The sequence below is a fragment of the Pseudomonas sp. NKUCC02_KPG genome (assembly GCF_019345465.1).
Taxonomy (GTDB): domain Bacteria; phylum Pseudomonadota; class Gammaproteobacteria; order Pseudomonadales; family Pseudomonadaceae; genus Aquipseudomonas.
In genome coordinates this window covers 1-26,916 of the sequence record NZ_JAHKRC010000026.1, presented here as the reverse complement: position 1 = coordinate 26,916, position 26,916 = coordinate 1, and the positions used below count along the sequence as shown (strand labels likewise).

The 26,916-nt window shown below is 59.2% G+C and carries 24 protein-coding genes and 2 pseudogenes; 15 read left to right on the top strand and 11 right to left on the bottom strand.

What is annotated here, in order from left to right; genetic code table 11:
* The 4 genes and pseudogenes from KO536_RS23900 to KO536_RS23885 form a co-directional block, all read left to right on the top strand.
* Positions 1-565: pseudogene (locus tag KO536_RS23900) on the top strand (hypothetical protein); the annotation flags it as partial.
* Complete coding sequence (locus tag KO536_RS23895; RefSeq protein ID WP_219263240.1) at positions 562-1,494, top strand: hypothetical protein; 933 nt, start codon at positions 562-564, stop codon at positions 1,492-1,494. The pseudogene KO536_RS23900 and the gene KO536_RS23895, both read left to right, overlap by 4 nt.
* Entirely contained in the window at positions 1,491-1,742 is a 252-nt protein-coding gene (locus KO536_RS23890; RefSeq protein ID WP_219263239.1) for a hypothetical protein, read from the top strand. Before KO536_RS23895 ends, KO536_RS23890 begins: the two co-directional genes overlap by 4 nt.
* Positions 1,739-2,669: pseudogene (locus tag KO536_RS23885) on the top strand (hypothetical protein). The gene KO536_RS23890 and the pseudogene KO536_RS23885 overlap by 4 nt, the downstream one beginning before the upstream one ends.
* A 72-nt stretch (positions 2,670-2,741) precedes the next feature.
* Here the strand turns inward: KO536_RS23885 and gbcB are convergent.
* A complete protein-coding gene (gene gbcB / locus KO536_RS23880) occupies positions 2,742-3,842 on the bottom strand; it encodes a glycine-betaine demethylase subunit GbcB (RefSeq protein WP_133075241.1) in 1,101 nt (366 codons plus the stop codon).
* Positions 3,843-4,124: 282 nt separating this feature from the next.
* On the opposite strand from gbcB, the gene gbcA reads away from it, so the two are divergent.
* Positions 4,125-5,417 carry a glycine-betaine demethylase subunit GbcA gene (gbcA, locus tag KO536_RS23875; RefSeq protein WP_133075240.1) on the top strand — a complete coding sequence of 431 codons (1,293 nt, stop codon included), beginning with the start codon at positions 4,125-4,127 and terminating at the stop codon, positions 5,415-5,417.
* Positions 5,418-5,443: 26 nt separating this feature from the next.
* Here the strand turns inward: gbcA and KO536_RS23870 are convergent, their stop codons facing one another.
* From KO536_RS23870 to KO536_RS23840, 7 genes are all read right to left on the bottom strand, one after another.
* Positions 5,444-6,019, bottom strand: a complete 576-nt coding sequence (locus KO536_RS23870; RefSeq protein WP_219263237.1) for a GNAT family N-acetyltransferase — start codon at positions 6,017-6,019, stop codon at positions 5,444-5,446.
* 527 nt (positions 6,020-6,546) lie between these two features.
* On the bottom strand, positions 6,547-7,317 hold the full coding sequence (locus tag KO536_RS23865) for an electron transfer flavoprotein subunit beta (RefSeq protein ID WP_219263235.1): 771 nt from the start codon (positions 7,315-7,317) through the stop codon (positions 6,547-6,549).
* 57 nt (positions 7,318-7,374) lie between these two features.
* Complete coding sequence (locus KO536_RS23860; RefSeq protein WP_219263233.1) at positions 7,375-8,616, bottom strand: electron transfer flavoprotein subunit alpha/FixB family protein; 1,242 nt, start codon at positions 8,614-8,616, stop codon at positions 7,375-7,377.
* The gene (gene dgcB, locus KO536_RS23855) at positions 8,613-10,556 is read right to left on the bottom strand and encodes a dimethylglycine demethylation protein DgcB (protein ID WP_219263231.1); all 1,944 of its coding nucleotides are present in this window, start codon (positions 10,554-10,556) and stop codon (positions 8,613-8,615) included. Before dgcB ends, KO536_RS23860 begins: the two co-directional genes overlap by 4 nt.
* A 134-nt stretch (positions 10,557-10,690) precedes the next feature.
* Positions 10,691-12,751: a dimethylglycine demethylation protein DgcA gene (gene dgcA, locus KO536_RS23850; protein WP_133075235.1), complete on the bottom strand. Its 2,061-nt coding sequence runs from the start codon at positions 12,749-12,751 to the stop codon at positions 10,691-10,693.
* A 15-nt stretch (positions 12,752-12,766) separates the two neighbouring features.
* The gene (locus KO536_RS23845; RefSeq protein WP_133075234.1) at positions 12,767-13,297 is read right to left on the bottom strand and encodes a 4-vinyl reductase; all 531 of its coding nucleotides are present in this window, start codon (positions 13,295-13,297) and stop codon (positions 12,767-12,769) included.
* A gap of 150 nt (positions 13,298-13,447) precedes the next feature.
* Positions 13,448-14,425: a dipeptidase gene (locus tag KO536_RS23840; protein WP_095036151.1), complete on the bottom strand. Its 978-nt coding sequence runs from the start codon at positions 14,423-14,425 to the stop codon at positions 13,448-13,450.
* Between the two features lie 228 nt (positions 14,426-14,653).
* Here KO536_RS23840 and KO536_RS23835 point away from each other — a divergent pair, with 228 nt between their 5' ends.
* Positions 14,654-15,055, top strand: a complete 402-nt coding sequence (locus tag KO536_RS23835) for a lysozyme inhibitor LprI family protein (protein ID WP_133075233.1) — start codon at positions 14,654-14,656, stop codon at positions 15,053-15,055.
* Positions 15,056-15,183: 128 nt separating this feature from the next.
* Positions 15,184-15,591 carry a DUF3010 family protein gene (locus KO536_RS23830; protein WP_133075232.1) on the top strand — a complete coding sequence of 136 codons (408 nt, stop codon included), beginning with the start codon at positions 15,184-15,186 and terminating at the stop codon, positions 15,589-15,591.
* Here the strand turns inward: KO536_RS23830 and KO536_RS23825 are convergent.
* A complete protein-coding gene (locus KO536_RS23825) occupies positions 15,557-16,528 on the bottom strand; it encodes a GlxA family transcriptional regulator (protein WP_133075231.1) in 972 nt (323 codons plus the stop codon). The two genes, KO536_RS23830 and KO536_RS23825, sit on opposite strands and share 35 nt — an antisense overlap.
* 164 nt (positions 16,529-16,692) lie before the next feature.
* Here KO536_RS23825 and choX point away from each other — a divergent pair, with 164 nt between their 5' ends.
* From choX to KO536_RS23800, 5 genes are all read left to right on the top strand, one after another.
* Positions 16,693-17,619: a choline ABC transporter substrate-binding protein gene (gene choX, locus KO536_RS23820; RefSeq protein WP_133075230.1), complete on the top strand. Its 927-nt coding sequence runs from the start codon at positions 16,693-16,695 to the stop codon at positions 17,617-17,619.
* A gap of 72 nt (positions 17,620-17,691) precedes the next feature.
* Positions 17,692-18,576 (top strand): 3-keto-5-aminohexanoate cleavage protein, encoded by an 885-nt coding sequence (locus tag KO536_RS23815; RefSeq protein WP_219263230.1) that lies wholly within the window; start codon positions 17,692-17,694, stop codon positions 18,574-18,576.
* 46 nt (positions 18,577-18,622) lie between these two features.
* Positions 18,623-19,588: an L-carnitine dehydrogenase gene (locus KO536_RS23810; protein ID WP_219263228.1), complete on the top strand. Its 966-nt coding sequence runs from the start codon at positions 18,623-18,625 to the stop codon at positions 19,586-19,588.
* Positions 19,589-19,600: 12 nt separating this feature from the next.
* Positions 19,601-20,074 carry a thioesterase family protein gene (locus KO536_RS23805; protein ID WP_133075227.1) on the top strand — a complete coding sequence of 158 codons (474 nt, stop codon included), beginning with the start codon at positions 19,601-19,603 and terminating at the stop codon, positions 20,072-20,074.
* A gap of 108 nt (positions 20,075-20,182) precedes the next feature.
* The gene (locus KO536_RS23800) at positions 20,183-20,440 is read left to right on the top strand and encodes a hypothetical protein (RefSeq protein ID WP_133075226.1); all 258 of its coding nucleotides are present in this window, start codon (positions 20,183-20,185) and stop codon (positions 20,438-20,440) included.
* Between the two features lie 99 nt (positions 20,441-20,539).
* On the opposite strand, the gene KO536_RS23795 is transcribed toward KO536_RS23800, so the two are convergent.
* Together KO536_RS23795 and KO536_RS23790 are read right to left on the bottom strand one after the other, a co-directional pair.
* A complete protein-coding gene (locus tag KO536_RS23795; RefSeq protein ID WP_133075225.1) occupies positions 20,540-21,643 on the bottom strand; it encodes a GlxA family transcriptional regulator in 1,104 nt (367 codons plus the stop codon).
* Between the two features lie 421 nt (positions 21,644-22,064).
* The gene (locus tag KO536_RS23790; protein WP_133075224.1) at positions 22,065-23,441 is read right to left on the bottom strand and encodes an L-serine ammonia-lyase; all 1,377 of its coding nucleotides are present in this window, start codon (positions 23,439-23,441) and stop codon (positions 22,065-22,067) included.
* A gap of 357 nt (positions 23,442-23,798) precedes the next feature.
* Between KO536_RS23790 and KO536_RS23785 the strand changes: the two genes are divergently transcribed.
* The 3 genes from KO536_RS23785 to choV all read left to right on the top strand — a co-directional run bounded on the left by KO536_RS23785 (position 23,799) and on the right by choV (position 26,836).
* Positions 23,799-24,746: a choline ABC transporter substrate-binding protein gene (locus KO536_RS23785; RefSeq protein WP_133075223.1), complete on the top strand. Its 948-nt coding sequence runs from the start codon at positions 23,799-23,801 to the stop codon at positions 24,744-24,746.
* 69 nt (positions 24,747-24,815) lie between these two features.
* Positions 24,816-25,661, top strand: coding sequence for a choline ABC transporter permease subunit (gene choW / locus KO536_RS23780; RefSeq protein WP_133075222.1), 846 nt, complete (start codon positions 24,816-24,818; stop codon positions 25,659-25,661).
* Positions 25,658-26,836, top strand: coding sequence for a choline ABC transporter ATP-binding protein (gene choV / locus KO536_RS23775; RefSeq protein WP_133075221.1), 1,179 nt, complete (start codon positions 25,658-25,660; stop codon positions 26,834-26,836). Before choW ends, choV begins: the two co-directional genes overlap by 4 nt.
* The last annotated feature ends 80 nt before the right edge of the window (positions 26,837-26,916 follow it).

Here is a 26,916-nt window from a genome sequence, read left to right as displayed (position 1 = left end):
CAGCATGCAAAGCAGCTCAGAGACAGGCGGTTCCAATGGACCATCTGGGCTGTCCTTCGTCAGCTCCATCAATGCCCTGACCATCGACTTGCCGGGAGCAGAACCGGGTACTGCCTATCTTGAATTGAGCATGATGGGCGACCCCGTGGACTCCCAAGCCTACCGGTACCTGATCAAAAACAGCCCTCACAATAACTACAAACCCCCTCGTCCCTGGCGTGACATGACGCCTCACTGGCTGTCCAGTAGCGCGTGCCAATGGATACCGTTCCAGGAAGGCCAAGGCTTGCGCCTGAGTGGCCCGTTTAAAACTCTGTCGAACGAATTAAGCACGTCGCCAGCCACGGTTTCGCTTCGTTTGCGCTATCGCACACCCTTGATTGCCATGCTGGGCGCTCACAACTTTGTCGGTGGCGAACGGGGCGTTGCTTTTACCCTCAGCAACAACGACGGGGTGATAGCTCTGCGTAACGACCCGACACCCGAACTGGATCGAGTGCCAACCTACGCCCTCGGCAAGGGCCATCCCGGCGCCATTTACCTGCAACCCAAGGACAAGGCATGAGCACGCCACCGGCTGGATCCACCAAAAAACGGATTTTTTCGCGTGATGACTACTTGGCGCCATTGCCTATTCCGACAGGAGAGAAACCGGAAGATGTCATGAACACCATTTGGCGCAAGAACGAAGTGTTTGTTGATATAGGCAACTACAGTATTGGTTCGGCGGTGATGACTATTTGGCCAACTTTAATGCTTTTTTTATCACTGGCATTTGGACTTAGAAATCTTTCCCCTGATCTCAGTACTTTTATTCTGGTCGGAGCTGCATTCATCATTGGTATCCCGGCAATTTTTATAATCACAGGCCTATTCCGCGAAGTCCCCCTCCCAGTACGCTTCAATCGTCAACGCCGAGAAGTCTGTGTACCGCGAGAAGACGGCGACTATTGGATTGTGCCTTGGGAAAGTGTCACTGCTGCCGCCACTCAACACTCATCGACAAGCCAGGCGGGTAAAAATACGATGGGTTTGTTAATTATCGGTTTTGAAAACCCCGACCCGCTCGCCAAAGAAAACAACAAGCATTTCTGGTTTGGTTTCAATTGCGGCGGCGGCACGACGGCGATGGCCTTGTGGGAATGCACGCGCAGTTATATGGAAATTGGGCCGGACGCTGTACCTGACAGCCGAGTTGGTATTGCGCCCTATGAAAAAACACAGATCGGTTCAATCATCACAGACTTGCGCAAAGGAAACCTGCTGGGTGTTTTATGGGGGATCTTTTGCATCACGATTTTAGGAACCTATCTCGCAGAGAAATTACAAAACCTGAAATTGTCCTATCCACCCGACCTCACCCACCCCGACATCATCGAATGGTCAAAACCCCTCCCGCCGGAACAATGGGCCAAACGCTCCCCGGAACTTGAACACGCCATCGCCAAACGCGAAGCCGAACTCGCCGCGCTGGCGGTGCAAGAAACAGCATGAACCAGCAAACCAGCACGTTCCTGGCCACTGTTTCGCTTCGTTTGCGCTATCGCACACCCTTGATTGCGATGTTGGGAGCTCACAACTTTGTCGGTGGCGAACGGGGCGTTGCTTTTACCCTCACCAACAACGACGGGGTGATAGCTCTGCGTAACGACCCGACACCCGAACTGGATCGAGTGCCAACCTACGCCCTCGGCAAGGGCCATCCCGGCGCCATTTACCTGCAACCCAAGGATAAGCCATGAGCACGCCACCGGCTGGAACCACCAAAAAACGGATTTTTTCGCGTGATGATTATTTGGCGCCATTGCCTATTCCGACAGGCAGAAAACCTTCAGATGTGCTCAATACCATTTGGCGCAAGAACGATGTGTTTATTGATATTGGAAACTACAGCATTGGGTCGGCAGTGATGACGATTTGGCCGTTGGTAATGCTGTTTCTTTCTATGGCCTATATTTTCAATGACTATGGCGCATTGGTATTAGGAGCGTGTATTACAGTTATACCTATTTGCTTTGTCATCCAAGGCCTCTTCCGCGAAGTCCCTCTCCCAGTACGCTTCAATCGTCAACGCCGAGAAGTCTGCGTACCGATGGGAGACGGTGACTATTGGATTGTGCCCTGGGAAAGTGTCACCGCCGCCGCCACTCAACACTCAACACTCATCGACAAGCCAGGCGGGTAAAAACACGATGGGTTTATTGATCATGGGTTTCGAAAACCCGGCCCCCTTGGCCAAGGAAGGCAATAAACACTTTTACTTCGCCTTCAATTGCGGCGGCGGCACCACGGCGATGGCGTTGTGGGAGTGCATGCGCAGTTATATGGAAATTGGACCTGATGCTGCACCAGAAGCAGCCGCACTAAACTCCGGAGGAAGTTGGCGCTATTACATCGACTACCTTAACGGCAGAGCCGATAAATATGGCTGGCTTATAACTTTTTTATGGGATGGCCTGGTCGGAATATTAGTTTTCAATGCCCCTTTGGCTACCTATCTCCAAAGAAAGAAGTTGTATCCACCACCGCAATTGAGTCACCCCGACATCATCGAATGGTCAAAACCCCTCCCGCCGGAACAATGGGCCAAACGCTCTCCGGAACTTGAACAGGCCATCGCCAAGCGCGAGGCCGAACTCGCCGCGCTGGCGGTGCAAGAAACAGCATGAACTCGCTAAACCAAACCATCGGGGCGCTAACCGCTTGCACAGCAATCGTCGCCCTGCTGCCTTGAATGCACCTTAAAACTCGATCCGCACATCGCCCTTGGGCACGCTGCAGCACGACAAAATATAGCCTTCGGCAACGTCTTCGTCGGTGATGCCGCCGTTGTGGTCCATCTCGACTTCGCCGCCCAGCTTGAGCACCTTGCAGGTGCCGCAAATCCCCATGCCGCACGCCTTGGGAATCAGCAGCCCCAGCTTGGCCGCCGCAGCATGCACGGTTTCGGCCGGGCCCACGCGGATGCTCTTGCCCGACGCGGTAAATTCCACCTGATTCAAATCCGCCAGGTCCAGCTCCGGCGCCTCGGCCGCCTGCTCGGCTTGCTCCACCGCATCGGCCCGGGCTTCGGGCGGCGTCGCACCAAAGGACTCCTCGTGATACCGGCTCATGTCAAAGCCGTTGTTCTCCAGCAGGCGCTTGACCGCATTCATGTAGGGCGTAGGCCCGCAGCAGAACACCTCGCGCTCCATGAAATCGGGCGCCATCAGCTCAAGCATTTTGTGGTTCAGATAGCCGCGATACCCGGCCCACGGCTCACCCAACCCGTGTTTTTCACAGATCAGGTGCAGGCTGAAGTTGTCGATGCGCGAAGCCATGTGCTCCAGCTCGCGGTGATAAATGATGTCTTTGGGCGAACGGGCGCTGTGGATAAACACCATGTCGACATTGGCGTTGGTGTCGTAAAACCACCGCGCCATCGACATGACCGGCGTAATCCCGACGCCGCCGCTCAGGTACAGCACCTTGGGGCTCGGTGCATCAATGGCGTTGAACAGCCCGACCGGCCCGTGTACGGCCAGTTCCTGGCCTTCCTGCAGGTTGTCGTGCAGCCAGTTGGACACCCGCCCGCCCGGTACACGCTTGATCGTCACCGAAAAGCTGTAGGGCACCGAAGGCGAGCTGGAGATAGTGTACGAGCGCATCACCGGGTCGCCATCGATTTCCAGCTCCAGGGTGACGAACTGCCCCGGCTTGAAAAAGAACAGAATCGGCTGGTCGGCCATAAAACAGAAGGTGCGCACGTCCCAGGTTTCCTGAATGACTTTGACGCATCGCACGATGTGTCGGCCGTTGGCCCAGGTCTGGGTGGTTACAGGGTTCAGAAAGCTGTTGGACATGCGTTTCTCCACGGCCGACAACCGGCCTCTTGCTGGCGATTCTGCGCATGCCCCGAGGCGGCCATTTATCTATTCGCGACATTCACATGCTTATGGCGACCAGCCCCTGAAAACAGGGGCTCGCGCGTCGGGAACAGATTTGGCCATGTCGCCCGCAGATAAGGCATCGCAACACTTCGAACGCACACTCAGCGCCACACACTACCGTAAATGCTTTGCCTTGCGTCGCACCCCTGATCAGCCACTTTTAGGCCACATACGATGGCCATGAGGATTACAACGATGGACGTCACCGCAAACCTGAGCCTGGGCGATCCACTGGAACCCGCACGCAAGGCCACCGCCGAGATGTTGCAGAACCGCGAACGCACGTTTTCGCTGCCGCAGCCGTTTTACAACGACGAGCGGCTGTTCGACATCGACATGCAGGAGATCTTCCAGAAAGAGTGGCTGATTGCAGGCATGACCTGCGAGATCCCGGCCAAGGGCAACTTTCTGACCCTGCAAATAGGCAAGAACCCGATCATCGTGATTCGCGGCGCCGAAGGCCAGGTGCATGCCTTTCATAACGTGTGCCGCCATCGCGGCTCACGGTTGTGCACCAGCGAAAAGGGCAAGGTTGCCAAGCTGGTGTGCCATTACCACCAGTGGACCTACGAACTGGACGGGCGCCTGCTGTTTGCCGGCACCGAGATGGGCGCCGATTTCGACATGAAGCAATACGGCCTCAAGCCGGTAAACGTCAAAACCGCGGGCGGCTACATCTTTATCAGCCTGGCCGAGAACCCGCCTGCCATCGACGAGTTCCTGGCCACGCTGAACCACTACATGGAACCCTACGACATGGAAAACACCAAGGTGGCGATTCAGACCACCCTGGTGGAAAAAGCCAACTGGAAGCTGGTGCTGGAAAACAACCGCGAGTGCTATCACTGCAACGCGTCCCACCCCGAACTGCTCAAGACCCTGCTGGAGTGGGACGACGTCACCGATCCACGGGCCGATCAGGCATTCAAGGATCACGTAGCCGCGTCGGCTGCTGCCTGGGACGCAGAAAAGATTCCTTATGCACACGCCAGTTTCGGCCTGCGTAACCGTATTGTGCGCATGCCGCTGCTCAAGGGCACCGTGTCCATGACCCTGGATGGCAAGCAAGGCTGCGCAAAACTCATGGGACGGATCAAAAACCCGGACCTGGGCTCGATGCGCATCCTGCACCTGCCGCACTCGTGGAACCACTGCATGGGCGATCACATCATTGTGTTTACCGTGTGGCCGATCAGCGCGCAGGAAACCATAGTCACCACCAAATGGCTGGTCCACAAGGATGCGGTTGAGGGTGTGGATTACGACGTGGAACGCATGCGCAAAGTCTGGGACGCCACCAACGACCAGGACCGCCGGCTGGCCGAAGAGAACCAGCGCGGCATCAACTCAATCGCCTACCAGCCGGGGCCTTACTCCAAGACCTACGAGTTTGGCGTGGTGAACTTTATCGACTGGTACAGCGAGCGGCTGCTGAACAACCTGGGGGCGGCGCCAGCGCCGTACCTCAAGGGCATAGTTGCCCAATAGACACCCGCCTGTGGAAGCAGAGGTGGCTAGCTGGAAAACGGCCAGAGTATCAAATACGCCTCACCCGTCACGCGGATCAGCGGGTGGGGTGTGACCTGACAGGTTTTGACGATTTCGAAACCATGGCGCTCATAAAACCGGCGGGCACCCGTGTTCGCCGCATAGTCGATCAGGCTCAAGCCCGTCAGGCCCAGTTCGGTGCAGCGCTCCCTGGCGTGCTGCAGGAATCGGGCTCCCAGCCCAAGGCTTCGCCAGCCCTCGTGCAGGGCCAGGCTCGAGATGTACAGCGTGTCCGGGATTTCCATGTCCGCATAAGGCGCCAACACCGGATCGGTCTCAGCCACGGCATCAGGGTCGTGATGCATTACAAAGCTGTGCATCATGCCAATCACCTGGCCCTCGGCCTCGGCAATCAGGCAGTTTTCATAGGAAAAAATAACGCCTTCGCGTGCGTAACGCATTTCACCCACGTCCAGCAGCGCCTGCCCCGGTTGTGCGATCAGGCTCCAGATATAGTCGGCACATCCTTCGGACGAAATTTGAAACAGGCGAGCAATCTCCCGCGCATCGGCGCGCTCAGCCGGACGAAATAAAATGCTCATTTTCTGTACTCCACAGGACTTTGGGCGCCCTTTTTAGCCCGGCCTCATCCAGGGCTACAAGGCCACGGCGGGCCACCTGTATAACCAGATATTGCCACTCAATGATCAATTTTTGACCAACAGTCTGCAGGCCATGCATTCAAAGGCCTACAGCCCTTCACCAACATCTTGTCCACAGGCACACCCACAGCAATTGTGGGGAAGTGGACAAGTTATGCCCGAATGATCAATTGATCGTTTTTTGTACAGAGCACTGTAAGCCACGTAAAACGTGGCCTGTAGCCAGCCGCGAACACCTTATCCACATATCCACCAACAGAGATTGTGCGCAACTTATGCACCGCCTCGTTTCACTGTGGAAAACCCCTTAAGGCACCGATTATTCAAGGGTTTAACAACCAGTCGGTGGATAAAGCAATGAATTGGGTGTTTTTTGATCAGAAGCCTGTAAGCCACGTTTTGTATGGGTCTTAGACGACAGCAAACAACTTATCCACATAAGCGCTAACAGACTTTGTGGGCAAGTATCAGCGCACCACGCCTTCTTCAACCAGCAGCTTCAAAATAGCCTGGGCACCCTCTTCGGCACTCACACCCTTGAGTACTTGCCCGGAGCCGCCAACGGCCTTGGCTGTGGCTGCTTTCATGCGATCTGCGCCACTTTTGGCCTTGATCACTTTCAAGCGCTTGGGCCGCGACTTGGCAGGTTGCAGCACACCCTTTGTGGATAACTCATCCACCGTGACTTCAACCACTTCAGCGTTGACCAGCCCCCGGGTGGCGGGGCCATAAGCGCTTTGCCGGGCCTTGGGGGCGGCGTTATCCACAGTGATCACAAACGGCAGCCGTACTTGCAACCGACGACGCTGCCCCCGAGGCAGGGCTTGCAGCACCTGCGCCACACCGCTGTGGATAGATTCAATCTGCGCCACACCCACCACCAGCGGCCAGCCCAGTTGCTCGGCCAACAAGTACGGCAACATGCCAGAACCTTCGCCGGTTTCCGCCTGGCTGCCGGTCAGCACCAGTTGTACGCCCGCTTCACGGATGTAATCGCGCAGTACCGGGACCACATCGGCGCCATCCGGTTGCTCCAGCACATGCAACTCGTCCAGCCCCATGCCCAGATAGGCGCGCAAGGCGGACTCGTGGGGATTGCCAGCGTGCAGCACATGCAAGTTATCCCCAGCCAGCTCCAGGCCCAGTTCGACAGCGCGGGCGTCCTGCTCGGCGCGGCGGGCGCGGCCTGAAGCCGGGTGGGCGCCGATTGAAACCAGTGCAACGGTGGCGATGCTCATTAATAAATCTCCAGACAATGTGGGAGCGGGCTGCCTGCGCAGTATCGCCTCGGTGTATCAGGCAGACCGGGTCGCCTGATTCGCGAGCAAGCCCGCCCCCCCGGAAGATGCGTTGCGCCAGTTATCCACAGCCACAATCAATGCCTCAAGCACGGCCGTTCCATCGCCAATCACCGACAGGTCAGCGCGCTTGATCATGTCGCAACCGGGGTCCAGGTTGATCGCCACCACTTTGTCGCAGGCGCCAATCCCTTGCAGATGCTGAATTGCACCGCTGATACCGACCGCCACGTAGACCCGTGCCGTGACCCAAACCCCACTGGCACCGACCTGACGCTCCCGGGCCATAAAGCCATCATCCACCGCCACACGGGAAGCCCCTTCAGTGGCCCCCAGGGCAACGGCAGCCTTGTGGAAAAGTCCCCAGTCTTTAATCCCGTTACCGCCACTGAGGATAAATTCGGCTTCGGCCATAGGTATCGCAGCCGGATCGACCGCCACCGCGCCCAAATCTTCAATCCGTGGCAGGCAGCTCGCAATCGCTGTGGATAACTGCACCTCCAAGGCCTCGTGACGGGTTTCGCTGACCGGTTCGGCGCACTCGGCGGCGGCCAGGATCAAGCGCGGCAATGGCTGCGCCACGTCTTGCTGGCCCGCGCCAGCGCGTCCCACACAAGCCCCGTCCTTGGCCTGCCACACCCGCGTGGCCGGGCGTTCGCCCAAGCTTGCGGCAAAGCGCCGACCCAACTCCGCCCCGCCGCTGCGGCTGTCAGGCAACAACCAATGCCTGGGTGCAAACTGGTTATCCACAGCCCGCAACCCCAGTACCTGTTGCTCCGGTGCATAACCTTCACTGTCGAGCAGCAGCAGCCGATCCACGCCCGCCGTGGCAAAAGCGGTTTCTTTTGATTCGCCAAACACCACCGCCAACACCGCGCCGTCGCTACCCGCCAACTGCCGGGCCAGGCCCAACAGGTCGCGGTCATGACTGCTCAGGCGCCCGCCGACCATGTCCGGTACCACGCCAATATAAAACGCCGGTGCTGACACTTGATGCAGCACCAGTTGCACCTGGGCGCTGGCCGCACGCTTGCTTGTGCCTCCCTGCTGCGCGCCGCTGCGGTCGATGCGCTTGATGCCGTTGGGGCCGATGAAACCTACCCCATGCACGTTTTTGCGAAGTACGCCGTTAGGCCCCATCCAGCTCTGCTGGTGGGGTTGCATGGCGGCGTGCAACGGGTGCAGGCGGTTGCGGGCGATCCACTCGGCGCGCGGATCGCGGCGAATAATGTCACTCATGCGATCACCTCCGGGGCTGCGCGCCTGGCCGGTTGGGCAGATACGGCGCCTTCAATCAGGGCATCGGCTACCAGTTCGGCAATGTCTTTGATCAGCGGACGGGGCTCAACCACGCCTTCGAGCATGACGGTGCATTGCGGACAACCCACTGCCACGCGCTCGGCGAGGGTCTCGCGGATGTCATCCATGCGCATGTCGGGAATACGCTGTTTGCCAGGGATGTCGGTGATCGGAGCACCGCCACCGCCTCCGCAGCAACGGGAGCGAAACCCCGAGCGCTGCATTTCTTTGACTTCAATGCCCAGCGCTCGCAACACAGCGCGCGGCGCCTCGTATTCGCCGTTGTAGCGGCCCAGGTAACACGGGTCGTGATAGGTCACGCTGCCCCCTGTATCCGCAGCCAGGTTGAGCAACCCTGCGTCGATCAACTCGGCCATGTATGTGCTGTGATGCTGCACAAGATAGTCACCGCCAAGGGCGCCGTATTCGTTTTTAAGCACATGAAAGCTGTGGGGGTCGCAGGTGACGATGCGCGTGAAGCGGTACTGCGCAAGGGTCTGGATATTGCGCTTGGCCAAGGCCTGGAACGTGGCCTCATCCCCCAGACGCCGGGCCACATCTCCGCTGTCCCGTTCTTCCAGCCCCAGCACGGCAAAGTTGACCTTCGCGGCCTTGAGCACTTTGACGAAGGCGCGCAGGGTTCGCTGGTTGCGCATGTCGAACGCACCGTCGCCGACCCAGAACAGCACGTCCGCCGAGGGTTTGTCGCGCATCAGGTCGAGGTTCAAATCCCCCGCCCAGTTCATCCGCCCGCCCGGTGCAAAACCGCCGGGGTTGTCGGTGGCAATCAGGTTATCCAGCACCTGGGCACCGTTGTTAGGCGTTGCCCCTTTTTCCAGGGTCAGGAATCGGCGCATGTCGACGATGGCATCCACGTGCTCGATCATCATCGGGCACTCTTCGACACAGGCCCGGCAAGTGGTGCAAGACCAGAGCGTGTCCGCGTCGACCAGACCGTTGACGATGGGCTGATGGGGATTGCCGCCGTGCTCACCTATCGGTTTGCCAGGGTACGGGCTGCCGGCGAAGTTCGCATCGGTGCCACCTGCCAGACCCACCACCATGTCTTGAATCAGCTTCTTGGGGTTGAGCGGCTGCCCGGCGGCAAACGCCGGGCACGCAGCTTCGCACTTGCCGCACTGCACACAGGCGTCGAAACCGAGCAACTGGTTCCAGGTGAAGTCCTCGGGTTTTTCCACCCCCAACGGCGCGGCGCGGTCATTCAGGTCCAGGGGTTTCAAACCGGTGGATCGACCGCCGCCAAAGCGTTCGGCACGCCGGTGCCAGGCCAGGTGCAAAGCGCCGGCAAAGGCGTGTTTCATCGGGCCGCCCCAGGTCATGCCGAAGAACAGCTCCGTCACGCCCCACAGCACACCAACGCTCAACACCGCCGCCAGCAGCCAGCCACCAAAGTTTTCAGGCAGCAAGCCGGCCACCGGCAAGGTGAGCATAAAAAAGCTTGCGGCAAACGCCAGCAGGCTTTTAGGCAGGCGCATCCAGGGGCCTTTGGACAGGCGCGACGGTGGGTTGAGGCGGCGTTTGAACACAAAGAGCGCGCCGATAAACATCAGCGCCGTAGCGAACAGCAAGGCATAGCCCAGGATGCGGTTATGCAGCCCCAGGCCGTGCACCAGAATCGCCAGCACCGCCGCCAGCACAAAGCCGCCTGCGGTGGCGACGTGGGTGTTGGCCATGTATTTGTCGCGGGCAACGACGTGGTGAAGGTCGACCATATAGCGCTTGGGCATGGCCAGCAGGCCACCCAGCAAATCGACCTTGGCCGGGCGGCCACGGCGCCACATGTTCATTCGACGGATGGCGCCGATCACGGCGAGGACCAGTGCCGCGAACAACAGAATGGGGAGAACGATTGTCAGCATGGTGAAGCTCCCAAAGACCACACAGGTCTAGTGTGGGAGCGGGCTTGCTCGCGATTCAGGCAACACGGTGCATCTCACACACCGCGTGATTGTTTTCGCGAGCAAGCCCGCTCCCACATTGGTTCGGTATCGGATCAGAAATCCTTGCACAACCGCAGCGCGTCATAGATCGCTGCATGCACGTTGCGCTGGGCCACGCAGTCACCGATGCGGAACAGCAAGTAGCCGTCCCCCGCTTCGCTCAGGCATGGCTGCGGCTTGATCGCGAACAAGGCTTCGACGTCGATCTGGCCCTTGTTGCGCGAGTCCGGCTTGAGCCCGTAATACAGCTCTTCGTCCGGGCGCACGCCGTTTTCAATCACCACTTGATCCACCACGCGCTCTTCCTTGGCCCCGGTGTATTCGTTCTCGAGCACGGCAATCAGCTTGTCACCCTCGCGGTAGACCTTCTCGAGCATCATGTCCCCGGTCATGATCACTTCCTTGGGGTACAGGCTGCGGTAGTAGGTCGGGAATGACGTGCCACCAACCGCCACGCCAGGCTTGGTGTCATCGGTGACGATTTCGACCTGAGCCCCTTTGTCCGCCATGTAGTCGGCCACCGACATACCGGTGAACTCGCAAATGGTGTCGTACACCAGCACGTTCTTGCCCGGCTCGACCTTGCCGTCGAGCACGTCCCAACTGCTCACCACCAGCCCTTCGGCAGCGCCCCAGTGTTCGTTCTGTTCCACAAACGGATGCCCGCCTACAGCCAGCACCACGATGTCCGGGCGCAGGTCCATGATCGTCGCCGCATCCGCGGCCGTCCCCAGGCGCAGGTCAACCTTCAGGCGCGCCAGTTCCAGTTGGAACCAGCGCGTGATACCCGCCATCTGGTCACGCTGCGGGGCTCTGGCCGCCGTGGTGATTTGCCCGCCGATGGCATCCTTTTTCTCGAACAGGGTCACGTCATGCCCGCGTTCAGCCGCCACCCGCGCCGCTTCCATACCGGCAGGGCCTGCGCCGACGATCACCACCTTGCGTTTAACCCCGGTGGTTTTTTCGATGATGTGCGGCACACCCATGTATTCACGGGACGTGGCCGCGTTTTGAATGCACAGCACGTCCAGGCCTTGATACTGACGGTCAATGCAGTAGTTGGCGCCCACACACTGTTTGATCTGGTCCACCTGGCCCATTTTGATCTTGGCAATCAGGTGCGGGTCGGCGATATGGGCGCGGGTCATGCCCACCATATCCACGTAACCCCCCTCCAGAATCCGCGTCGCCTGATTCGGGTCCTTGATGTTCTGTGCATGCAACACCGGGGCCTTGACCACTTCCTTGATACCCGCAGCCAAATGCAGAAACGGCTCCGGTGGATAACTCATGTTCGGGATGACGTTGGCCAGGGTGTTGTGGGTGTCGCAACCCGAACCCACCACACCGATGAAGTCGAGCATGCCGGTGTCGTCGTAGTACTTGGCGATTTGCTTCATGTCCTCGTGGCTCAAGCCATCGGGGTGGAATTCGTCGCCGCACAGGCGGATGCCCACGCAGAAGTCCGGGCCGACTTCAGCACGCACCGCCTTGAGCACTTCGAGGCCAAAGCGCATGCGATTTTCGAAGCTGCCGCCCCACTCATCGGTGCGTTTGTTGACTCGCGGGCTCCAGAACTGATCGATCATGTGCTGGTGCACGGCCGACAGTTCAACACCGTCCAGCCCGCCCTTTTTGGCCCGGCCGGCGGCGCTGGCGTAGTTGCCGATCACGCGCCAGATTTCTTCAGGCTCGATGGTCTTGCAGGTAGCGCGGTGAACCGGTTCGCGCACGCCGGAAGGCGACATCAGGGTCGGCCAATTGAAACCGTCCCAACGGGACCGACGGCCCATGTGGGTTATCTGGATCATGATCTTGGCGCCATGCTTGTGCATGGCGTCGGCCAGGTTCTGGAAGTGCGGGATAATGCGGTCGGTGCTCAGGTTGACCGAACTCCACCACTCTTGCGGGCTGTCGATGGCCACCACCGATGAACCGCCGCAAATCGCCAGGCCGATACCTCCCTTGGCTTTTTCCTCGTAGTACTGCACGTAACGCTCGGTGGTCATGCCGCCATCGGTGGCATAGACCTCGGCGTGTGCGGTGCTGAGCACACGGTTGCGGATGGTCAGTTTGCCGATTTGAATCGGCTCAAACATTGCTTCGAACGCCATATCCCGATCCTCGACTTACAACGGCTTGACGACAAACAGGCCGTGGTCGTGGCCTTCTTCCGATCCGCTATAGACCTGTTCGGCTACGGTGCGGATATCACTGCCGCGCGCTTGCAGAATCTGGTCCATAGCGCCTGCAAACCAGCCGGTGAACATGTAGTCGACCTTGCGCCCGACCTTGCCGTACACGTAGACGAAACAGGAGTGTTCGAGCTTGATGGTGGCGGTGCCTTTATCGAGATCGATGTCCTGAATGGTGAACAGGCCCCAGCCGCGTTGCGACAGGCGTTTCATGTAGTGTTCGAATACGGCGACACCTTCGAGGCCGTGGCATTCGGCTTCTTTTTCGCACCAGTGCCAGGCGGATTTGTAGCCGGCCTTGTAGAGGATTTCGGCGTAGGCGTCAGCCCCCAGGACTTCCTCGATCCCCATGTGGTTGTTGACGAAAAAGTGCCGTGGCACGTAGAGCATCGGCAGCGCGTCTGAGGTCCAGACGCCGGTTTCGCTGTCGACTTCGATAGGCAGTTGCGGGGCGATTTTAGCCATGGATACAGCTCCAAAATTCGGTTTTGACCCGGGCTCTGTAGTCGCTGCCGAAGGCTGCGATCAGGTATGTGGGGTCTTTGGGGAAACGGGTTGCTGCGCAACCCTTCGCAGCCTTCGGCAGCGACTACGCAAAACGTGATCGTTGACGGCTCATTCGCCCCAGACATCTTTGAGGACGTTGACCCAGTTTTCGCCCATGATCTTGCGCACCACACGCTCGCTGTGACCGCGCTTGAGCAAGGTTTCGGTAAGGTTGGGGAACTCACCCACGGTACGGATGCCCAGCGGGTTGATGATCTTGCCGAAGCTGGTCAGACGGCGGGCATAGCCCTTGTCGTGGGTCAGCATTTCGAAGAAGTCCTGACCGTGGCCCTGGGTAAAGTCGGTGCCAATGCCAATCGAGTCTTCGCCGACGATATTCATCGTGTACTCGATCGCTTCGGCATAGTCGTCGATGGTCGAATCGATACCCTTGGCCAGAAACGGCGCGAACATGGTCACGCCGACAAAACCACCATGGTCGGCAATGAATTTGAGTTCAGCATCGGACTTGTTGCGCGGGTGTTCTTTGAGGCCGGACGGCAGGCAATGGGAGTAGCAGACCGGTTTTTTCGATTCCAGAATCACCTCTTCCGAGGTTTTCGAGCCGACGTGGGACAGGTCGCACATGATCCCGACGCGGTTCATTTCAGCCACCACTTCGCGGCCAAAACCCGAAAGCCCGCCATCGCGCTCGTAGCATCCGGTGCCCACCAGGTTCTGGGTGTTGTAGCACATCTGCACCACGCCAACCCCGAGCTGCTTGAAGATCTCGATGTAGCCCAACTGGTCTTCAAACGCATGGGCATTCTGGAAGCCGAAAATGATCCCGGTTTTGCCCTGCTCCTTGGCGCGGCGAATGTCGGCGGTGGTTTTGACCGGGATGACCAGATCGCTGTTGTCGCGAATCAGGGTCTGGCTGGCAACGATGTTATTGATCGTGGCCTGAAAGCCTTCCCATACCGAGACGGTGCAGTTGGCAGCAGTGAGGCCGCCTTTGCGCATGTCTTCGAACAGTTCACGGTTCCATTTGGCAATGATCAGCCCGTCGATAACGATGCTGTCTGCGTGCAACTCGGCTGGGCTCATCAGGCGTCCCCTTATTGGCGTTTGCTGCGCCGAATCGTCTGCCGGCGCTTTGGGGCCAGCATAGGCCCGGGGTTAAAAGCAGCCGGGTGCAAAAGCGACAGCGCAATTGCCGAAAGCGTCAATCCACGACAAAGCGCGCAACCGCGATGACATGGCCTATGCTGCGCGACTGTTCTTTGGCCGACGCTTAAGCCAGAATCCGCCCCATCTATGGATTAGGAAGCCGCAATGAAATCGATTCTCCTGGCCTTGGCGTTGATCACCAGCGGAGCCCATGCGGCCGATGATGCCGACTACAACCCGTGCGACGCGGTAGAAAACGACCGGCAAACCCTGGCGTGTTCGGTGTTCAGCAAAAATGCTGCCGAGCAGTTGCTGACCGAAAACTACGAAGCTCTGCAGGAGCGCATGACGACCCTGTACGGCAATAACGCGACCCAGCTCAATAACATCCTCAGCAAAATCAAGGCTGCCCAGGCGCTGTGGTTGCACCAGCGCGACGCCGATTGCGCGATTGCGGTATTCCCGGCCACTGCTGGCACCGAGGCATTCAACATCGCCCAAAACGACTGCATGGCCCGCATCAGCGACGACCGTTCTGAGTTTCTGGAATCGATCGGGCAGGATTGACCCCTTCCGGGTGTGGGAGCGGGCTTGCTCGCGATAGCATCACCGCGGTCCAACCTGAAGACCGGGTCGCTTGCGTCGCGAGCAAGCCCGCTCCCACAAGAACAGTTCAACTTATCGATCAGGTTTTTATGACTATTTGCGGTATCGAAATCAAAGGCAGCGAAGCTATTTTCGCCCTCGCCAACCAGGGCCTTGAGCATGTGGCCAACGCCACCAAGAAAATCGCCCTGGACGACGATGAAGACGCCGCCAGCGTCAAAGCTTTCGCAGCGCAGATGGCCGCTTTTGTGAAGGCCAACGCCATCACCCGGATCGTGATCAAAAAGCGCAGTAAAAAGGGTGAGTTCGCCGGTGGCCCGATCACGTTCAAGATCGAAGGCCTTATCCAGTTGCTGGACGATTGCGAAGTGCAGCTGCTATCCCCGCAAACCCTCAACGCCCAATACAAAAAGCACGCCTTCGACCTGCCCGCCTCGCTGAACAAGTATCAGCATGAAGCGTTCAAGGCAGCGTGTGCGGCGTTGCTGAAGGGGTAGTACCCGTCACCCGGTCCTGCCTCGGCGCGCAGCCAAACCGCGCCCGGTAGCTGCGGGTGAAATACGACGGTGATTCAAAACCGCACGCAATGCTGATGTCGAGCACACTCATGTCGGTCTGGCGCAGCAGTTGCCGGGCTTTTTCAAGGCGCAGGCCCAGGTAGAAGTTGCGCGGGGTGTCGTGCAGGTGCAAACGGAACAGGCGCTCCAGTTGGCGCCGGGTCACGTTGATGCCAAGCGCCAGTTGCGAGGTGCTCAGGGGCGGCTCGCTGTGTTGCTCCATCTCGCCAATGACCTGCACCAGTTTTTTATTGTGGATGCCATAGCGGCTGGCGACCTGCATGCGCTGGTGATCCTTGCGCGGGCGGATGCGGCCAAGCACGAACTGTTCGGAAACCTGGATCGCCAACTCCGGTCCGTGGGCCTGGGCGATCAGGTCCAGCATCAGGTCAATGGAGGCGGTGCCGCCCGCACAGGTGATGCGCTGGCGGTCGATTTCAAACAGCTCCTGAGTCACGTGCAATGCGGGGTATGACTCCTTGAACGCTTCCAGCGCCTCCCAGTGCAGGGTCAACCGATAGCCGTCGAGCAGGCCCGCCTGCGCCAGTACCACACTGCCCGTGTCGATGGCGCCCAGGGTTACTCCGTCGTTGTCCAGGCGTCGCAACCACTGATTAAGCGCCGGTGTCACGTGGGTCAGCGGGTCAAAACCGGCCACCACCAACAGTGTCGCACCGGCTTCAAGTGCCCCCAGCCCTCCCTCGGCATTGACCGACATACCGTTGCTCGCGAGCACGGCGCCCCCCTCGCAACTGAGTACGTGCCAGCGGTACAGCTCGCCGCGAAAACGGTTGGCTACCCGCAGCGGTTCGATGGCCGAAATAAAGCCCATTGATGAAAAGCCGGGCAGCAGAAGGAAGTAAAAGTCCTGGGCCATGGGAACGCTCGCAAGTCGGTTCAACGGATTGAAACACAGTCAGGTCGCTGCAGTGCAAAACCACGTCGCCCCAGTGCGGTTGCGCGGCACGCCGCCTGCGTACCTTGGCATCACGGCGCACAAAGACGCCGATCCCCCAATAACAACCTGCCGAGGCCCCACCCATGAAACGACTGATCAGCTGTTGCCTGTTGGTACTGAGCCCCTGCGTCCTGGCTGCTGAAGATGCATCGTGCAAGAACGTACGCATGGGCGTGGTCAATTGGACCGACGTGATCGCCACCAGCGCCATGGCGCAAACCCTGCTCGACGGTCTCGGCTATAAAACCAGGCAAACCAGCGCTTCACAGCAAATCATCTTCGCTGGCCTGCGCGACAAGCGGCTGGACATGTTTCTGGGTTACTGGAACCCGATCATGAACCAGAGCATTACCCCGTTCGTGGACGCCAAACAGGTCACGGTCCTGGCCGAGCCGAGCCTTAAAGACGCCAGGGCCATGCTCGCCGTTCCAACCTACATGGCTGACAAGGGGCTCAAGAGCTTTGCCGACATCGCCAGATTCGAGAAGGAACTGGGGGGCAAGATTTACGGGATCGAGCCGGGGTCCGGCGCCAATACCCAGATCAAGGCCATGATCGAGAAAAACCAGTTTGGCCTGGGCAAGTTCCAGCTGGTGGAGTCCAGTGAAGCCGGGATGCTCTCGGCGGTGTCACGCGCAGTGAATCGCAACGAGCCGATTGTGTTCTTTGGCTGGACACCGCACCCGATGAACATCAATCAGAAAATGACTTACCTGACCGGCAGCGAAGGAGCCCTGGGCCCGGATGAAGGCCTGGCCACGGTATGGACCGTCACCACCCCGGACTACGCCAGCCGCTGCCCCAATGTCAGCCGTTTGCTCAGCAACCTGACCTTCAGCGCCGAGGACGAGAGCCGCATGATGCAGCCGCTGCTCGATCACAAGGATGCACAAGTCTCGGCCCGCCAGTGGCTCAAGGACCATCCGCACGACCTTCAGCGCTGGCTTGAAGGCGTCACCACCGTGGATGGCAAACCCGCTGCCGAACACCTGAAGCTCAGCGCTAAATAATCAAACACCAAGCCCACCTTCGCGGCCCTTGATGGCTGCGTTGTGGCGCTCTACGCCCCAAGGAAATGCCCCATGAACCACGACGTCATCATCACCTGCGCACTCACCGGTGCCGGCGACACCAGCGGGCGCAGCCCTTTAGTGCCAGTCACGCCCAAACAAATTGCCGAAGCAGCCGTGGAAGCGGCCAAGGCCGGAGCCACGGTGGTGCATTGCCATGTACGTGATCCAAAGACCGGGCAGTTCAGCCGCGATGTGGCGCTGTACCGCGAACTGATGGAACGCATCCGCGAGGCGGATATCGACATCATCGTCAACCTCACAGCCGGCATGGGCGGTGACTTGCATATCGGCCCCGGCGAGAACCCGATGGAGTTTGGCCCCCACACGGATCTGGTCGGGCCGCTGACCCGTCTGGCTCACGTCGAGGAGCTGCTGCCGGAAATCTGCACCCTGGATTGCGGCACCCTGAACTTTGGCGACGGCGACACGATTTACGTCTCCACACCGGCGCAACTGCGGGCGGGCGCCAAGCGTATCCAGGAACTGGGCGTGAAAGCCGAACTGGAAATTTTCGACACCGGCCACCTGTGGTTCGCCAAACAGATGATCAAGGAAGGCTTGCTCGATGACCCGCTGTTTCAGCTGTGCCTGGGCATCCCGTGGGGGGCTCCGGCGGACACCACCAGCATGAAAGCCATGGTCGACAATTTGCCCGCCGACGCGGTGTGGGCCGGATTCGGGATTGGTCGCATGCAAATGCCGATGGCCGCGCAAGCGGTGCTGCTGGGCGGCAACGTGAGGGTCGGGCTGGAAGACAACTTGTGGCTGGATCGCGGGGTGCTGGCCACTAACGGGCAACTGGTGGAACGCGCCACTGAAATCCTCAGTCGCTTGGGCGCCCGGGTACTGAGCCCGGCAGAAGGTCGGGTGAAAATGGGGCTCACCTCCCGATAACCCCATCGGCTTTGCGTTTTCCTACGGTTCAATTCAGGACACTTTCATGACGTTTATTACCGAGATCAAAACCTTCGCCGCCCTTGGCAGCGGTGTCATCGGCAGCGGCTGGGTCGCTCGCGCCCTTGCCCACGGACTTGACGTTGTCGCCTGGGACCCGGCCCCCGGCGCCGAAGCGGCCCTGCGCAAGCGCGTCGCCAAGGCCTGGCCGGCGCTGGAAAAAAGCGGCCTTGCCCAAGGCGCATCCCAAGACCGACTGCGCTTTGTCAGCACCATCGAAGCGTGCGTGAGCGAGGCCGACTTCATTCAGGAAAGCGCCCCCGAGCGGCTCGATCTCAAACTGGATTTGCACCGCAGAATCAGCGCTGCGGCCAAACCCGATGCCTTGATTGGCTCCAGCACGTCGGGCCTGCTGCCCAGCGAGTTCTACGAAACCTCCACCCACCCGCAGCGGTGTGTTGTCGGCCATCCGTTCAACCCGGTTTACCTGCTGCCATTGGTCGAAGTGGTCGGCGGGCAAAAAACCGCCCCCGAGGCCATTCAGGCGGCCATCAAGGTCTATCAATCCCTGGGCATGCGCCCCTTGCACGTGCGCAAGGAAGTGCCCGGCTTTATTGCCGACCGCCTGCTTGAAGCCTTGTGGCGCGAAGCGCTGCACCTGGTCAATGACGGCGTCGCCACCACCGGCGAGATTGACGACGCCATCCGCTTTGGCGCAGGTTTGCGCTGGTCGTTCATGGGCACCTTTTTGACCTATACCCTGGCGGGGGGCGATGCCGGGATGCGTCACTTCATGAATCAGTTCGGCCCGGCCCTGCAACTGCCCTGGACGTATTTGCCCGCCCCTGAGCTCAGCGAAGGGCTGATCGACGACGTGGTCGAAGGCACCACTGAGCAACTGGGCAGCCACAGCATCGGCGCGTTGGAAAGCTATCGTGATGACTGCCTGCTGGCCGTAATGGAAGCGGTTAACGCGACCAAACTCAAACATGGCATTGCCATCAACGATTGAACGAGGTTCAGCATGCCCGCGCTCACCACCTACAGCACCCCCATTCTTGAAGAATGGGTCGATTACAACGGCCATTTGCGCGACGCCTTTTACCTGCTGATTTTCAGCTACGCCACCGATGCCCTGATGGACCGCATGGGGCTCGACAGCCAGAACCGTGAAGCCAGCGGCCATTCACTGTTCACCCTGGAGGTGCACCTCAATTACCTGCACGAGGTGAAACTCGGGGCACAGGTTGAAGTGCGCACCCAACTCATCGGCCACGACAAAAAACGCCTGCATGTCTATCACAGCCTGCACCTGGCCGGTGATGAGAGGGTCTTGGCGGGCAATGAGCAAATGCTGTTGCATGTCGACCTGGCAGGCCCGCGTTCCGCGCCGTTTGGCGAACACACCCTGGCCTTGTTGCAGGCCATCGAGCAGCAGCAACGTGATCTCCCGAAACCCGAGCATGTGGGGCGGGTGATTGCCTTGCCCTTGCCTTAAAACGACCTGTTCTTAGGCAGATCAGACATATCGCCAAACCGCCCTTGCCCACGGACCAAAGCCCTACCAGAATCAAACTTCAATCGCGCTTCATAAAAGGACCAAACCATGATGCACGCGGATTTGATAGATGAGCAGGACCTGCTGGGCCAACTGCGTGCCTTGGGGTTCGAGGTGTCGGGCAGTGCCGAACAGGCTTGCTCGGCGGCGGTATGCGGGCTGAATGAAACCAATGCCCGGGCCTTGAAGGGCATGGTCGAAAAGCTCTACACCGGCAGCGCAACGATTTTACCGGCGGTACGCCAGGCCATTGATCAGCAACTGTTGCCGGGGCTGATGGCGTTCAAGCAAAAGCAATTGCACTGAGCCGTATGGAAGCGGGCTTGCTCGCGATGCAGAAAATGCGGTCTGTCTGTTGAACCGCAGTGCCTGTATCGCGAGCAAGCCTGCTCCCACAACGGCTTGCTACAACCTCACACTGGCAAACGTCGATTCGTTACGCGCCTGATTCAAGGCGGACATCGGCCCGGCCAGCGGGGACAGCAACAGTGACTGCGGGATCTGCACAAGCGTGGTCTGCTGTGCCGTGTTGGAACCCACGCGCTCGTCCCGTGGCGGAATGCCGAAGTATTCGCGGTAGCACTTGGAGAAATGCGGCGTGGACACAAAGCCGCAGACCGCCGCCACTTCAATGATCGACATGGGGGTTTGCTTGAGCAACTGCCGCGCCCGCACCAACCTCAACTTGAGGTAGTAGCGCGACGGCGAGCAGTGCAGGTACTTCTGGAACAGGCGCTCCAACTGGCGCCGCGATACGGTGACGTAAACCGCCAGTTCATCCAGGTCGATAGGCTCTTCGAGGTTGGCTTCCATCAGCGCGACAATTTCCTGCAACTTGGGCTGATTGGTGCCCAGCATATGCTTGAGCGGTACGCGCTGGTGGTCCTGCTCGTTGCGAATGCGCTCATACACAAACATTTCCGAGATGGCGGCCGACAGTTCGCGACCATGATCACGGCTGATCAGGTGCAGCATCATGTCCAGTGGCGCAGTGCCCCCCGAGCTGGTGAAGCGGCTGCGGTCAAGGGTAAACAGGCGTGTGCTCATGACAACCCGCGGAAAGGCTTCCTGCATGGACGCCAGACACTCCCAATGCACGCTGCAATCAAAACCATCGAGCAAGCCTGCATACGCCAACGCCCAGCTGCCGGTACAGACGGCGCCCAGACGGCGCGACTGGCGCGCCTGGCTTTGCAGCCATGACACGTGCTCGCGGGTCACGGTGCGTTGAATGCCGATACCGCCGCACACGATCACCATGTCCAGCGCCGGTGCCTTGTGCATGCTGGCGTCGGGGGTCACTTGCAGACCATCACTGGCCCATACCTGGCTGCCATCCGCGCTGAGGGTGCTCCAGCGATACAACTCACGGCCCGACAACTGGTTAGCCATACGCAAGGGTTCTATCGCGGACGCCAGGGAAATGAGCGTGAAATTGTCCAGCAGCAGAAAGCCGATGGATTGAGGCGTACGGTTCTGGGGTTGGACCCCGGAGTTGAACGACGTCATCGCGATATCTCCTCACACAAAGCGGGTGATGGCCCCAGGCGCGGGCTCTTGTTTTTGCCCTCGTTGAACGGGGCTTTTAGATGGCAACGCAAATGCCATGCCTAAACTTGGATGGGCATTCAATAAAGTCTGAAAACGACGTCGCAAAGGGTCTAGGCAGGTCGTGCCAAAACTACGGTCCAGCAGGGCTGCACGGGTGTGATCCTGCGCTGTTGAGCACATTGGTATCACTTGTGGGAAGGGGGCAGAAACAGAGCTGCAATCAAATGTCACGAAAAGTACGAGTGCGCCAAAAAAGGTCGGCGTGCGCTGAAACAGCGCTGGCAGGTGTGCCTCTTCTGTGGGAGCGGGCCAGCTCGCGATGGCGTCCAGGCCAACCGTGTCGCCTGCATCGCGAGCAAGCCCGCTCCCACAAGGGTTTTCAGCATTCCACCGCACTGACCGCCAGGCCACCCCGTGAGGTTTCCTTGTATTTGTCGTGCATGTCGGCGCCGGTGTCGCGCATGGTCCGGATCACCCGGTCCAGGGAGATAAAGTGCTGCCCGTCACCGCGCAAGGCCATTTGCGCCGCGTTGATCGCCTTGACCGCCGCAATGGCGTTGCGCTCGATACACGGCACCTGCACCAGCCCGCCCACCGGATCGCAGGTCAAACCCAGGTTATGTTCCAGGCCAATTTCAGCCGCGTTGCACAGTTGTTCAGGGCTCGCCCCGAGGATTTGCGCCAGCCCCGCAGCCGCCATCGCGCAGGCCGATCCGACCTCGCCCTGACATCCCACTTCGGCTCCGGAAATCGACGCATTCTTTTTGCACAGAATGCCGATCGCCGCCGCGCTCAACAGGTAGTCGACCACATGGGCTTCGCTCACTTCATCGCTGAATTTCATAAAATAGTGCAGCACCGCCGGGATGATCCCCGCCGCACCGTTGGTCGGTGCGGTCACCATGCGCCCGCCCGCCGCATTCTCTTCGTTGACCGCCAGTGCAAACAGGTTGACCCACTCCATGGCGCTAAGGGTTGAACCGATCACATTGGGTTTGCCCAATTCCTGCAGACTGCGGTGCAGGCGGGCAGCGCGACGGCGCACATTCAGGCCGCCGGGCAGGATGCCTTCGTGTTTCAAACCCTGCTCAACGCAGTCCTGCATGGCGCGCCAAAGCTTGATCAGGCCACAACGAATTTCGTCCTCGCTGCGCCATGTGCGTTCGTTGGCCATCATCAATGCCGCCACGCTCAGATGGTGCTTGCGGCACAAGTCGAGCAACTCGACGGCAGAATTGAAATCGTAGGGCAGTTCGGTGCGGTCCATGTCCAGCACACCGCTTGCCGCTTGCGCAGCGTCCACCACAAAACCGCCACCCACCGAGTAGTAGGTGTCGCGGTGCAGTTCACCGGCTTCGGTTTCTGCGACCAGGGTCATGGCGTTGGGATGGAACGGCAGGTTTTCGTCGATCAGGCGCATGTCTTGCGACCATACGAACGGGATCGGCATGTACCCATCCAGCAGCAGCGTCTGGCTGTGATGAAGCTGGGCGATGCGCGGGGCTATCTGCGCCGGATCAATTGCATCGGGCCACTCACCCATCAGGCCCATGATCACCGCGCTGTCACTGCCGTGGCCAATGCCGGTGGCCGACAACGAGCCATAGAGCTGCACTTCGATGCGATGTACCTGCTGCAGTTGGTCCCGTTCGCGCAAACCCTGCACAAACAGCGCAGCAGCCCGCATCGGGCCTACGGTGTGGGAGCTTGAGGGACCGATACCGATCTTGAACAGGTCAAATACGCTGATAGCCATGAGCACGAACCTTAAGGGTGTGTGCCCGCATCATGGGGTGTTTGCGATCAGCAAAAACGTCCAGCTACGACTCACCTTTGCCTGCCAGCGCCCCCGACGTTTTATACGGTGCAGAGGCATGAAAAAAGCGGTTTTTACTCATGAAACGTCTATATACGACCTCCCAAGTATCAGATACGACCCTGCCTGTACTGGATGCGACGCCCCCTGTAGGCGTTTGATTTTCGCTGTTACATGATCAGTCCTGACTCGATTGCAAGATGCGCCGGCAACACCCCTGCCGTGCATCACCCAACCGCAACTGATACGTGCGGCTTTCGATCGAAAACCGCATCCCAGACACACAGGAGTCGTTCCATGAAACATTCCTCATCGTTGTTGTTGGCTGCATTGCTGAGTCTGCCCGTCATCACCCAGGCAGCAGAACCGGAGCAATGCAGCACGGTCAACTTCTCGGATGTCGGCTGGACCGACATCACCGTCACCACCGCAGTCACCAGCGAAGTGCTCAAGGCCCTTGGCTACAAAACCAAAACCACCATGATTTCAGTACCGGTCACGTACAAGTCGCTCGCCGATGGCAAGAACATGGACGTGTTCCTGGGCAACTGGATGCCGACCATGGAAAACGACATCAAGGCTTACCGCGAGGCGGGCACCGTCGAGACCGTGCGTGCCAACCTGGAGAACGCCAAATACACCCTCGCTGTCCCCCAGGCCCTCTATGACAAGGGCCTCAAGGACTTCTCGGATATAACCAAATTCAAGAAGGAACTGGACGGCAAGATCTATGGCATCGAGCCGGGCAACGATGGCAATCGCATGATCCAGACCATGATCGACAAGAACGCGTTCGGCTTGAAAGACGCGGGCTTCAAGGTCGTGGAGTCCAGCGAAGCCGGGATGTTGTCGCAGGTCGATCGCGCCCAGCGCCGTGGCACTGAAGTGGTGTTCCTGGGATGGGAACCCCATCCGATGAACACCCGTTTCAAAATGAAGTACCTCACCGGCGGCGATGACTTCTTCGGCCCCAATTATGGCCAGGCGACCATCTATACCAACACCCGCAAGGGCTACAGCGAAGAGTGCAGCAACGTTGGTCAACTGCTGAAAAATCTTGTGTTCACCCTCGACATGGAAAGCACCCTGATGGGCAAGGTCCTGGACGACAAGATCAAACCGGACGTGGCCGCCAGGGCCTGGCTCAAACAGAACCCGCAAGTGCTCCAAACCTGGCTCGCAGGTGTAACCACGATTGATGGCAAACCGGGTCTTGCAGCCGTTCAAGCCAGCCTCGCGAAGTAATCGCGGGCGCCAGGCGGCCAACCCCGCCTGGCTCCGTTTTAATCCCCCTGCATGCGGACGTTCACTACCATGCTGATTGATCAAAAAATTCCTCTGGGCGAGTACATCGCAAGCTTCGTCGACTGGCTGACCAAAAACGGTGCCAGCACCTTCGATGCCATTGCGCTGACACTTGAAACGATGATCCACGGCGTGACGTTTGCGCTGACCTGGTTCAACCCTTTCGTGTTCATCGGCCTGATCGCCTTGTTTGCCCACTTTATTCAACGTAAATGGGGGCTCACTGTTTTCGTGGCGATGTCGTTTCTGCTGATCCTGAACCTGGGTTATTGGCAAGAAACGATGGAAACCCTGGCCCAGGTGCTGTTCGCGACCTTTGTGTGCGTGATCATCGGCGTGCCGCTGGGGATTCTCGCCGCCCACAAGCCGATGTTTTATACCTTCATGCGCCCGGTACTGGACTTGATGCAGACCGTGCCTACCTTCGTTTACCTGATCCCGACCCTGACTCTGTTTGGCCTGGGTGTGGTGCCGGGGCTGATCTCCACGGTGGTGTTTGCGATTGCAGCGCCCATCCGCCTGACGTACCTGGGCATTCGCGACGTGCCCCATGAACTGCTGGATGCCGGCAAGGCGTTTGGCTGCTCACGCCGCCAGTTGCTCACACGCATTGAACTGCCCCACGCCATGCCGAGCATCGCCGCCGGGATTACCCAATGCATCATGCTGTCGCTGTCGATGGTGGTGATCGCTGCTTTGGTAGGCGCCGATGGCCTGGGCAAACCGGTGGTCAACGCACTCAATACCGCCGACATTGCCCTGGGCTTTGAAGCAGGGCTGGCGATTGTGCTGCTGGCAATCATGCTCGACCGGATCTGCAAACAGCCGGAAGCCAAGACAGGAGCCGACGCATGAGTATTATTCGTTTCGATAATGTGGACGTCATCTTCGCCAAAGACCCCCGTGAGGCACTCAGCCTGCTGGATCAAGGCCTTTCGCGGGATCAGATCCTGAAAAAGACCGGGCAGATTGTGGGCGTCGAAAAGGCCAGCCTGGATATCGACAAAGGCGAAATCTGTGTGCTGATGGGCTTGTCCGGCTCGGGCAAGTCCAGCCTGTTGCGCTGCATCAACGGACTCAATACGGTCAGCCGTGGCCAGTTGTATGTGGAGCACGAAGGCAAGCAGATCGACATTGCTTCATGTACCCCCGCCGAACTGAAAATGATGCGCACCAAGCGCATCGCCATGGTGTTTCAGAAGTTCGCCCTGATGCCCTGGCTGACGGTGCGCGAGAACATCAGCTTCGGCCTGGAGATGCAGGGCCGCCCCGAGAAAGAACGACGTACCCTGGTGGATGAAAAGCTGGAGCTGGTGGGTCTGACCCAATGGCGCAACAAAAAGCCCGATGAGTTGAGCGGCGGCATGCAGCAACGGGTTGGCCTGGCGCGAGCATTGGCAATGGATGCCGATATTCTGCTGATGGACGAACCCTTTTCAGCCCTCGACCCGTTGATCCGCCAAGGCCTGCAAGACGAGCTGCTGGAGCTGCAGCACAAGCTGAACAAGACCATTGTGTTTGTCAGCCATGACCTTGACGAAGCGCTCAAGCTGGGCAGCCGCATTGCGATCATGAAAGACGGCAAGATCGTGCAGTACAGCAAGCCCGAAGAGATCGTACTCAATCCTGCCGACGACTATGTGCGCACCTTCGTCGCCCACACCAACCCGTTGAACGTTCTGTGCGGGCGCAGCCTGATGCGCACGCTGGACAACTGCAAGCGCATCAACGGCTCGGTGTGCATCGATCCGGGGGATGATTCGTGGATTGATCTGGCGGAAGGCAACACCATCAAGGGTGTGCGTCAGGGCGCCGGTGCCGTGGAGCTGCAGCGCTGGAGCAGCGGGCAGGCGGTGGAAGGTCTGGGCCGGGGGCCGACCCTGGTGGATTCGGGAATTGGCATGCGCGACGCGCTGCAAATCCGCTACCAGACGGGCAACAAACTGGTGCTGCACGACAACCAGAAAGTGGTGGGGATACTGGGCGATACCGAGTTGTATCACGCGTTGTTGGGCAAGAACCTGGGCTGACGCGCACTCATCCTGTGGGAGCGGGCTTGCTCGCGATAGCATCAACGCGGTGTATCAGATACACCCCGTTGATGCTATCG

Coding starts and splice junctions, on each gene's coding strand:
- KO536_RS23805 (WP_133075227.1), top strand. CDS start 19,601: ATGCCCGCGCTCACCACCTACAGCACCCCCATTCTTGAAGAATGGGTC.
- gbcA (WP_133075240.1), top strand. CDS start 4,125: ATGGACGTCACCGCAAACCTGAGCCTGGGCGATCCACTGGAACCCGCA.
- KO536_RS23795 (WP_133075225.1), bottom strand. CDS start 21,643: ATGACGTCGTTCAACTCCGGGGTCCAACCCCAGAACCGTACGCCTCAA.
- choV (WP_133075221.1), top strand. CDS start 25,658: ATGAGTATTATTCGTTTCGATAATGTGGACGTCATCTTCGCCAAAGAC.
- KO536_RS23845 (WP_133075234.1), bottom strand. CDS start 13,297: ATGGCTAAAATCGCCCCGCAACTGCCTATCGAAGTCGACAGCGAAACC.
- KO536_RS23840 (WP_095036151.1), bottom strand. CDS start 14,425: ATGAGCCCAGCCGAGTTGCACGCAGACAGCATCGTTATCGACGGGCTG.
- KO536_RS23835 (WP_133075233.1), top strand. CDS start 14,654: ATGAAATCGATTCTCCTGGCCTTGGCGTTGATCACCAGCGGAGCCCAT.
- KO536_RS23865 (WP_219263235.1), bottom strand. CDS start 7,317: ATGAGCATCGCCACCGTTGCACTGGTTTCAATCGGCGCCCACCCGGCT.
- KO536_RS23810 (WP_219263228.1), top strand. CDS start 18,623: ATGACGTTTATTACCGAGATCAAAACCTTCGCCGCCCTTGGCAGCGGT.
- dgcA (WP_133075235.1), bottom strand. CDS start 12,751: ATGGCGTTCGAAGCAATGTTTGAGCCGATTCAAATCGGCAAACTGACC.
- KO536_RS23815 (WP_219263230.1), top strand. CDS start 17,692: ATGAACCACGACGTCATCATCACCTGCGCACTCACCGGTGCCGGCGAC.
- KO536_RS23830 (WP_133075232.1), top strand. CDS start 15,184: ATGACTATTTGCGGTATCGAAATCAAAGGCAGCGAAGCTATTTTCGCC.
- choX (WP_133075230.1), top strand. CDS start 16,693: ATGAAACGACTGATCAGCTGTTGCCTGTTGGTACTGAGCCCCTGCGTC.
- KO536_RS23800 (WP_133075226.1), top strand. CDS start 20,183: ATGATGCACGCGGATTTGATAGATGAGCAGGACCTGCTGGGCCAACTG.
- KO536_RS23890 (WP_219263239.1), top strand. CDS start 1,491: ATGAACCAGCAAACCAGCACGTTCCTGGCCACTGTTTCGCTTCGTTTG.
- gbcB (WP_133075241.1), bottom strand. CDS start 3,842: ATGTCCAACAGCTTTCTGAACCCTGTAACCACCCAGACCTGGGCCAAC.
- KO536_RS23790 (WP_133075224.1), bottom strand. CDS start 23,441: ATGGCTATCAGCGTATTTGACCTGTTCAAGATCGGTATCGGTCCCTCA.
- KO536_RS23870 (WP_219263237.1), bottom strand. CDS start 6,019: ATGAGCATTTTATTTCGTCCGGCTGAGCGCGCCGATGCGCGGGAGATT.
- dgcB (WP_219263231.1), bottom strand. CDS start 10,556: ATGCTGACAATCGTTCTCCCCATTCTGTTGTTCGCGGCACTGGTCCTC.
- KO536_RS23895 (WP_219263240.1), top strand. CDS start 562: ATGAGCACGCCACCGGCTGGATCCACCAAAAAACGGATTTTTTCGCGT.
- KO536_RS23785 (WP_133075223.1), top strand. CDS start 23,799: ATGAAACATTCCTCATCGTTGTTGTTGGCTGCATTGCTGAGTCTGCCC.
- choW (WP_133075222.1), top strand. CDS start 24,816: ATGCTGATTGATCAAAAAATTCCTCTGGGCGAGTACATCGCAAGCTTC.
- KO536_RS23860 (WP_219263233.1), bottom strand. CDS start 8,616: ATGAGTGACATTATTCGCCGCGATCCGCGCGCCGAGTGGATCGCCCGC.
- KO536_RS23825 (WP_133075231.1), bottom strand. CDS start 16,528: ATGGCCCAGGACTTTTACTTCCTTCTGCTGCCCGGCTTTTCATCAATG.